General features: G+C 35.7%; 1 protein-coding gene. It reads right to left on the reverse strand.

Going from position 1 to position 258, the window contains the following annotated elements; genetic code table 11:
• Positions 1–258: hypothetical protein (locus SB786_RS36795; protein ID WP_410731659.1), on the reverse strand; the 258-nt coding region annotated here is incomplete at both ends.

Here is a 258-nt window from a genome sequence, read left to right on the forward strand (position 1 = left end):
TAATTAAATAATGAAGATTAAACCCCTTGAATGGTTTTAAAACCAAATCGGTAGTCCATCCCAAAGTCTGGATATCATAATAAACAGTGGTTGTCTGGGCCTCTGTTGTATTAAGAGGATTTACTAAATTGTAGCGGTTAAGATTATTATTTTTTTTGAGGATCGTTGCCTGAGATATCAGCTGAATGTAATCCGTATTCCAGAATACACCAATGGCACCCAGTGGACTTTTTATCTTTTGGGTATTGGGATCAAATG

The organism is Burkholderia sp. SIMBA_062 (assembly GCF_046534765.1).
Lineage (GTDB): Bacteria > Pseudomonadota > Gammaproteobacteria > Burkholderiales > Burkholderiaceae > Burkholderia > Burkholderia ambifaria.